This is a genomic window from Motilimonas sp. 1_MG-2023 (assembly GCF_030547455.1).
In the GTDB taxonomy this organism is placed as follows: Bacteria; Pseudomonadota; Gammaproteobacteria; order Enterobacterales; family CBDFNC01; genus Motilimonas.
Genome location: NZ_JAUOPX010000073.1, coordinates 1 through 8,535, shown reverse-complemented (window position 1 = coordinate 8,535; position 8,535 = coordinate 1). Strand labels below are relative to the sequence as shown.

Here is an 8,535-nt window from a genome sequence, read left to right as displayed (position 1 = left end):
TTGGTTCAACAGTTGGTTCAACAGTTGGTTCAACAGTTGGTTCAACAGTTGGTTCAACAGTTGGTTCAACAGTTGGTACAGGTGTTACAGGTACGTAACCATCAAGACCTTCATGCATTGCATTAAGGATGTCGCCGTTATCCGCATCGATTTCCCAAGAGAATAGACCTGCTAAGCCTAGGTCACGAACGTAAGCACCTTTAGTTTTAGTAGAACGAGCGTCATCAAACGTGATTAGCTTACCGTCAGAACGGTTCCACACGTATGCCGCTTGCGCTTGCTCGTCGTAACCGTATTCAAAGCCATTGATACCTTTACCGCTAGCACCAAGCATGTATTGCTTGATACCTTTGTAGTCGATTACGCCAGCTTCCCAAACGCCTTGTGCTTTAGTACCAGTTAACTTGCCGTTACCTGTACCTGTCATTGGGTCATTTGGATCGGTTAGGCTAGATGGCATTACGCCGTCCCAACCACGACCGTACATCGCTGCACCTACAACAAGTTTGTTAGCAGGAACGTTTTGCGCTAATAATAACTGGATTGCGTTATCAGTTGTGTAAGCTGGGCCTTTGAATGGAACGCCTTCAGCATCTACACCTGTGCCGTCACACTGGCCAGGAGCCATGAATGAACCACAGTAAAGTGCAGTTTGGTGACCTGGTACATTGTTCCAGCCGCCGTAGAAGTCGTAAGTCATCGCGAAGATGTAGTCCATGTACTGAACTGCTTGGCCGTAATCTACGTCTTCAATTTTGTCGTAACCAACACCGATTGCAGAAGTTAGTTCATATGGCTTACCGTTTTGTGCTTCTAGCTCATCTAGCATTGCACGTAGTTCTTGCATTAATGCAATGTAAGCTGGGCCATCTTTAACCGGGTCACCTAGGTTTGCGTTCTCACCGCCACCACCAGGGAATTCCCAGTCGATGTCCACACCGTCGAAGAATTTCCAAGTTGTTAGGAACTCTTTAACAGATGCAACAAAGATGTCACGCTTAGCTTTGTCAGTGAAGCTAAAGAATGGGTCAGATAGTGTCCAACCACCTACAGAAGGTAGGATCTTCAGATCAGGATTACGCTGTTTAAGCGCCATCATCATCGCGAAGTTACCTTTGATTGGTGTGTTGAAGTCATGTCCAGCTTGCTTGAAGCTCTTTTGGTATGCAGCCCATGGGTCGTGGATTACAACTTCGTAATCTGGCACGCCTTGACACGCAGTTTTAAGTGCGTTGAAGCTGTTGCCGCCAACCGATTTCAAAGACTCGTTAGGACCACAGATTGGAATGAAGCCGTAAAGAATGTGAGTTAGGTTGTCAGCTGGGATGTTATCAACAGTGTAGTTACGGTCGTAAATACCCCATTCAACGAAGTAAGTACCAACAACAGTGTTCTTATCAGTATTGTAAGATTTGTTGTTAGGATCTACGTTCATTGTTAGTGGCGCAAGGTGAGAACCGTCAGTGTCAGCAACCGTTAGTTTTGCTGCAGCACCTTTAGTACAACCTGTTGCGTCACACGCTTCGATTACTACATCGTAAACACCGCCTTTCGCGTAACCAAAAGTCGCAGTTGTTTGGCTACCAGTGATTGGGCCAGATGCAACTTCAACACCGTCAAAGTAAACTTTGTAAGTGTCGCCAGGAGTACCAGACCACTGGTTAAATTTGATTGCGATTTTTGCTTCTTCATTGTACTTAACCATGGATTTGTAACCAGAAGTGGTTTCCATTGCAAGTTCAACTTTAGAGAATTGTAGGTTGTTAGAACCGTACATGTCGATGCTTGGTGCAGCAGGAGCAGCCATTACGCTACCACTGATTGCTGCCAAGATAGATGCAGCTAAGATATTTCTCTTCATAAGTCCATTCCTTTGACTAGTCATTGAGAATTCAGAGTCAATTTGAAATTGATGCAAGAGATAGAGAGGGAAAGATATGAAGAGGTCAACAATGCTGACAACATCCTTATCATTTTTCTCGCCTATCCTTGGCAACTTATAAATCAGTAATTTAAATAGCCTCCTGGCCATACTGATTCATTTCAAAAAGTGTAGTCTTGTTCAGACTTGAGACAATATAGGAGTATCTGAGGTCAAGGGCAAGATGGTGAAAGTGCTAAACGTGATAGAGATAAAAAAAATGACCAAAAAATCGTCGTAAATAATATGTTAACAGGGTTTATTTTAGATAAATATTTCATCTTTATAATTATTTTAGATATTTTATCTTATTTTGAAGGAAATAGGTGCACATTGTTATAACTGTTAGCCGGATCAAACTGTGAAAATAAAAAAAGGGGAATGTGATCCATTCCCCTCATGTGTGCAACGTGTTTTAAGTGCTAGTGTTAACTATTACACTTTTTTCCACACACCCCAATCGCCAGACTGCGATGGGTTATCACCTTGTGTCCACCATTTGGCTTCGTACTTCACACCATCTAATAGCACTTGATCGCCGCCGTTGTAAACTTTTGCACTGTCCCAAGTCGTGTCACCTGTTGGTGGCGTTGTTGGTTCAACGGTTGGTTCAACGGTTGGTTCAACTGTAGGCGCAACCGTTGGCTCTACACTTGGTTCAGTAGTTGGCTCTACCGAAGGAACGGTACCAGAGCCCACTTTAGTCCAAGCATTGTCTGCTGCCCAGCCTGTTACAGGTGTGTAAGCGCCACCGAGGTTACACCAACCCGCTACGTTACATTGGTAAATGCCACCGTCGCTAGCCAGTACTTTTGTACCAGCGGTGTAGCTGCCTAGTCCATTAGGGTAAACGTAATCGTAATCGCCAGCTGGAGGTTGGGTTGGTTCAACTGTTGGTTCAACTGTTGGTTCTACCGTTGGTTCAACTGTTGGTTCAACTGTTGGTTCAACCGTTGGTTCAACCGTTGGTTCAACCGTTGGTTCAACCGTTGGTTCAACTGTTGGTTCAACTGTTGGTTCAGTAGTTGGCTCTTGAGTCGGTTCTTGTGTTGGTGGTGTTGTTGGCACTGGTGTTACCACAACGTGGCCAGCAAGACCTTCTTGCATTGCATTTAGGATGTCACCGTTATCAGCGTCAATTTCCCAAGAGAACAAACCCGCGAAACCGTTAGCTTTAACGTATGCGCCTTTGGCTAATACTGAGCGGCGATCATCATAAGTGACTAGGTCGCCTGTTGCTGGGTTCCATGCGTATGGGGCTTCAGCTACTTCGTCATAGAATTTTTGTACCGATGGGTTGTTGATGTAATCACGTACTACATCTTTGTAGTCGATAACACCCGCTTCCCATGAGCCTTTCACTTTACCGTTACCAACACCTGTCATAGGGTTGGCAGGATCTGTCATTGACTCTTGTGTTACGCCGGTCCAACCACGTGCATACATAGCCGCACCTACAACCAGCTTGTTAGCTGGTACGCCTTTTTCTAGCAGTAGGTTAATACCATTTGCAGAAGTGTAAGCAGGGCCCTTGCGAGGGTTACCTTCCGCGTCAAGACCTTTACCTTCACACTCATCCGCACTCATGTGACTGCCACAGTAAAGTGCAGTTTGATGGCCTACCACGTTGTTCCAGCCACCGTAGTAGTCGTAAGTCATGGCAAAGATGTAGTCCATGTAAGGCACTGCATCTATATAGTTTACGTCTTCAATCTTGTCGTAACCCACACCAACAGCTGAAGTTAGCTGGTAGGTGCGACCCGTTTCAGCAGATAGCTCATCTAGCATCGCGCGTAGTTCTTTCATTAGATCTGCGTATGCTTGGCCATCTAAATCAGGGTTACCTTTGGTTGGGTGAGCACCTTGACCGCCAGGGTATTCCCAGTCGATGTCGATACCGTCAAAGAATTTCCATGTTTGTAAGAATTTTTTCGCAGAAGCAACAAAGATGTCACGCTTAGACTTGTCTACGAAATCGTAGAAGGGATCAGATAGGGTCCAACCGCCTACCGAAGGTAGAATTTTTAGGTCTGGGTAGCGTTGTTTTAACGCCATCATTTGACCGTATGTACCTTTGTAAGGCGTTGAGTGGATATCGCTGCCTTGTGGCATTTGAATGGCAGCCCATGGGTCGTGGATAACCATTTCGTAATCGCCGGTACCAGCACAAGCGCGCTCAAGGGCTGCTAAACTGTTGCCGTTTTCAATTTCACCTAATGACTCGTTTGGACCACAAATCGGCACGAAGCCATAGATAATGTGCGTTAGGTTTTGTGCTGGAATTTGGTCAACTGAGAATTTACGACCGTAAACGCCCCATTCTACAAAGTAAGTACCAACCACGGTGTTTTCAGGTGTGGTGTAGTTACCATTGTTTGGGTTAACTTTCATTGGCAGTGGGTCAAGGTGACTACCATCGGTGTCTGCAACGACGATATTTTTTGCTGCACTTTCACTACAAGCACCGGTGTCATCACATAATTTAACCGTTAGTGCGTATTGGCCGCCTTTTTTAACTTGTAAATCTACGATGCCTTTTTGCACAGGTGTAGCAGCAATCGTCGCTTCGTGGGCAACTTCACCATTGAGTAATACTTGCCATTTGGTGCCCGGCTCGCCAGACCACATATCCCAAGTAACAGGCACAGTTGCAGCATCTTTTACTACAAACAGATCTTTATAAGCGGATGCGGCTTGGTTAACTTCAATGATGGAGTAGTTGTCTTCCATCCATTGTACGATAGGAGTGCCAGGTGCAGCCATAGCTGCACTGCTCATGCCCATAGCGACAGCTATTGCTAATGAGCTTTTTACAAATACATTTGATTTCTTCATGAGTCGATTCCTTTGACTTTGACACGAGGAAACACAGATAAGGTGACTGAAGCACGTAGACAGGACGTAACGTAACGATGTTAACGAATTTAAAATGCCTATCCTTGGCTTTCAGTGGTTTTTACAACAGGTCTCCAGACCATCAAAACGCACTTATTTGTGTATAATTTTACTCACATTTAGATTGAGCAGCAGTAAATTTAGCTTGAACTGTCCCATTCGCCAAATTTAATAATCATAAATGAGAGTTTAGTCATCTCTTCGTTCTGTTTTAGTACCCCTTAGTTAAATCCAGCGGATATTTGAGTGGTTTGTGGGATAAGAGTAATGAGAGGTTAGTTAAAAAAATTTCAGCTATCTGATCTGGAAAGCTGACTGCTGCATTGTGTGGTGTAATCGTTATGTGCGGGTTTTGCCATAGGGGGGATTCTGTTGGTAAAGGTTCAACATTAAACACATCACAAACTGCATGATGAATCATTCTCTGCGCTAGTGCTTGATGCAAATGCTCTTCATTGACTGCCGATCCTCTACCAATATTGATAAACATTGCGTGATTGGCCATTTGCTTAAATCTGTCTAAGTTAAATAATTGCTGTGTTTTTGCTGTCGCGGGCAGGGCGTTCACAACAATATCAGCTTGTGCTAATACCGTATTAAGTTGCGCTATGGTGTAGCAATGGTCAAATTCTTCCCATTGTTTTCCACTGGTATTGATCCCCAAAACCTTAACCCCAAAGTTGTTTGCGGTTTTTGCAAGGTAGCGACCAATAGAGCCTGTGCCTGTGATCACCATGGTTTTACCTTGTAGGCTAACATAGGGCTGGGCTTGCCAAACCTGCTGACGCTGCTGGGCTTGATAAAGGCTAAATTGGCGCAATAAAGCGAGCCAATGTCCCATCACATATTCGCTGATAAGTGGGCCAAAAATGTCTTTAACACCCGTTAACTGATAATGGCGAGGTAATGAGTTATCTTGCAGTGCGTCCACCCCAGCAAAGGTTGATTGTAGCCAAATTAAATGTGGCAGTTTTGTGAGCGCAGGGGCGATTAATGCAGGCTCTGCCAAGGCTAATGTAATTTGTTGCTGCATCTCTATGACAGACTCTATATTATCGGTCGCCAAAACGTGAATATCTGGCGGCAGCCTGCCACTCAGTAGTTGTTGATAAACCTCGGCATCTTTACTAAGAATAAGCAGTGTATTTGTCATTTTCTTTCCCCAGTGTTAAACAGGTATAACTGTGGTTAAAAATATTAACAAGCAACTTAATCAATTTGCGCCATGGCAACAAGTTTCATTTTGTATTGCCTTGGCTGAGCGTATGTATCCAAACTATGTGCTGTTTTGTGAAGGTACAGAGTTTCAAGGGCAAAAAACTTTTCGCAAAATGCTCGATTTATTTTGGGAAAAACTCACGGTGAAAGGCGCCAAAGTCAACTTTGAAATTCAAAGTGAGCACTTTGAAGCGGCAATTCCTAATATTGACGATTACGACATGTATGGCGTCTACCCGGCACTAGATGCTTGTGTTGTATTAACCTGTGCGTTTAATTCTATGTTGGTAAAACAAGACGATGCGGAAGAAGCAATTAATGCCAGCCAAACATCGATTGCTACCGTTGCAAGCTTTATTGAAGCAACCAGTGAAGAAGAGTTATCAGAAGAAGATATTTTTGCCGATGAACTGATGGAGCAGGAGTTAGCTTTTCAGCTGGAATTACTTAAATTAATTGATGAAGTGCGCAGCCCTGAGTTACTAAAAGCTGTGCGCAAGTTTGGCCGTAATGAGGGTGTTAGTAATATTGGTATTAGTTTAGATTGATCCACCGTGGCGCGGTATGACTGCGCCACAAAACAGGTGCGGCGGTTTATTCTGGTTTTTCTATAATCCCGTCGGTGTTTCTTTGATGGCGGATCCAGCGTGCTTTTGCCAATCTTTGCATATCTGCTATTTTATCTTGCTCATCGACAATCTCTATTCCTAATAAGGTTTCGACTAAATCTTCCATGGTAACAATACCTTGTACGTCGCCGTATTCATCAACCACGAGTGAAATATGGTTTCGTTTTTCCAACAAACTCTGGAATAGTGCAGGGATAGCAGCGGTATCAGGAACTACATACAGGGGCTGTAAAAGCTGTCCGAGCTTAATGTTTTCGCCACCTTGCTGGTTCATTAAGATATCGTGTTTGTGGACAAAGCCAATAACATTATCTTTTTCTTTACTACTTAATAATATACGTGAGAAAGGTGCGTCGGCATGTAGGCTTAAATATTCACTCACCGTCATGTTTTTATCGACGCTAAACAATACTGTTCTTGGCGTCATAATATTCTTTAATTTGGTATCACGAGTGCTTAATAAGCTATTAATGATCTTACCTTCGTTATCGGCCAGTTGACCCGTTTCACTGCCTAAGTGGGCCATGGCTGCTATTTCTTCGCGAATATGTTCGTGACCATGATGCTGTTTACCGATCAGTTTCGTTATCATGTCCGACAGCCATATAAAGGGCTTGAGCAGTGAAATCATGACAGTGAGGATGGGCGCGATGACTAAGCCTAATTGGCGCCAGTAGGTTGCGCCTATGGTCTTAGGTAATATTTCAGAAAACACCAAGATGATCAGTGTTAGTACAGCTGAAGTGACGCCTATATATTGATTATTAAACAACACCGCAGCTTGTGCTCCAACACCTGCCGCACCCACAGTATGGGCGATAGTGTTAAGAGTGAGGATTGCAGCGAGCGGTTGGTCAATTTTTTGTTTTAGCTTTTCTAGTTGAGCGCCGCGTGTTGGATGATTAATCGACTGCGCGCGAATATAGCTCGGAGTTACGCTTAACAATACAGCTTCTAAAATTGAGCAGATAAAAGAAACGCCGACAGCCAGCACTAAAAAGAAAATAAGAAGAAACAATGGCACTCCAAAGTATTTATCATTAAGTAAACGAAACCACTTCAGTTTACCTATTTATTAGGGAAGGAAAACCTTTTTTGTAGTTTAAAAATGACAGTTTAATAGCGCGATGTTAGCGGTTTCTTGGTCATCACATTAGGTTTGTGCTGCTTTTTCTTGGTTTTATCTGCGATCTTTACGATTATTTTTCAATCAGCTAGACCAAGTTTTGAGTGATAAAAGGGTTAAATTGTGAGCTTGTACGCAGAAGTTGGTTAAAGGGCAGGCAGTTAGCGGTTTTTGCGGGATAAACCCTTTGCGCATGGGCTTGTTTTTGAATACATTGAACCCGCTAATAAGTCCACAACGACCTTGGAAAGGAAGTCTCATGAACAAAACTCAACTGGTTGATGCCATCGCTGAAAAAGCAGATCTTTCTAAAGCACAAGCTAAAGCTGCGCTAGAAGAAGTGTTAGCAGGTATTACCGAAAGCTTAAAAGACGGTGAGCCAGTACAGCTTATTGGTTTTGGTACATTCAAAGTGAACCATCGTGCAGCGCGTACAGGCCGTAACCCACAAACAGGTGCTGAAATTCAAATTGCTGCAGCAAACATCCCTGCGTTTGTTGCCGGTAAAGCACTAAAAGACGCTGTTAAAGCGTAATTTTGAAATAAAGAATAAATAAAAAGCCAGGCAATGCCTGGCTTTTTTGTATCTGCTGTATTTGAAATCACTGATTATTCGCAGAACAAGTTCTGCTCCTACGTCAGGAGTTAGTCCCCGTAGGAGTTAGTCCCCGTAGGAGATGTATGGACTCCTCCCCACGCGGGAGATACGGTATAAATAAATCGACGAAAAATTACTTTACCAAGGG

Annotated in this window: 6 protein-coding genes and 2 pseudogenes; 3 read left to right on the top strand and 5 right to left on the bottom strand. The window is 43.7% G+C overall.

Going from position 1 to position 8,535, the window contains the following annotated elements; translation table 11 throughout:
* Both Q4519_RS20975 and Q4519_RS22480 read right to left on the bottom strand, forming a co-directional pair.
* The coding region (locus tag Q4519_RS20975; protein WP_303515773.1) for a glycosyl hydrolase family 18 protein at positions 1 to 1,861 on the bottom strand (1,861 nt) is incomplete at its 3' end.
* Positions 1,862 to 2,356: 495 nt separating this feature from the next.
* Complete coding sequence (locus tag Q4519_RS22480) at positions 2,357 to 2,620, bottom strand: carbohydrate-binding protein (protein ID WP_369293063.1); 264 nt, start codon at positions 2,618 to 2,620, stop codon at positions 2,357 to 2,359.
* A gap of 271 nt (positions 2,621 to 2,891) precedes the next feature.
* On the opposite strand from Q4519_RS22480, the pseudogene Q4519_RS22475 reads away from it, so the two are divergent.
* Positions 2,892 to 2,957, top strand: a pseudogene (locus Q4519_RS22475) (hypothetical protein); the annotation flags it as partial.
* Between the two features lie 104 nt (positions 2,958 to 3,061).
* Here the strand turns inward: Q4519_RS22475 and Q4519_RS20970 are convergent.
* A pseudogene (locus Q4519_RS20970) lies at positions 3,062 to 4,684 on the bottom strand (glycosyl hydrolase family 18 protein); the annotation flags it as partial.
* Between the two features lie 343 nt (positions 4,685 to 5,027).
* Positions 5,028 to 5,969, bottom strand: coding sequence for a D-2-hydroxyacid dehydrogenase (locus Q4519_RS20965; protein ID WP_303515768.1), 942 nt, complete (start codon positions 5,967 to 5,969; stop codon positions 5,028 to 5,030).
* Between the two features lie 31 nt (positions 5,970 to 6,000).
* Between Q4519_RS20965 and Q4519_RS20960 the strand changes: the two genes are divergently transcribed.
* Positions 6,001 to 6,582, top strand: a complete 582-nt coding sequence (locus Q4519_RS20960) for a YjaG family protein (protein WP_303515767.1) — start codon at positions 6,001 to 6,003, stop codon at positions 6,580 to 6,582.
* Between the two features lie 46 nt (positions 6,583 to 6,628).
* Here the strand turns inward: Q4519_RS20960 and Q4519_RS20955 are convergent, their stop codons facing one another.
* Positions 6,629 to 7,681: a hemolysin family protein gene (locus Q4519_RS20955; protein WP_232799817.1), complete on the bottom strand. Its 1,053-nt coding sequence runs from the start codon at positions 7,679 to 7,681 to the stop codon at positions 6,629 to 6,631.
* Positions 7,682 to 8,048: 367 nt separating this feature from the next.
* Here Q4519_RS20955 and hupA point away from each other — a divergent pair, with 367 nt between their 5' ends.
* The gene (gene hupA / locus Q4519_RS20950; protein ID WP_119910462.1) at positions 8,049 to 8,324 is read left to right on the top strand and encodes a nucleoid-associated protein HU-alpha; all 276 of its coding nucleotides are present in this window, start codon (positions 8,049 to 8,051) and stop codon (positions 8,322 to 8,324) included.
* Positions 8,325 to 8,535 lie beyond the last annotated feature (211 nt).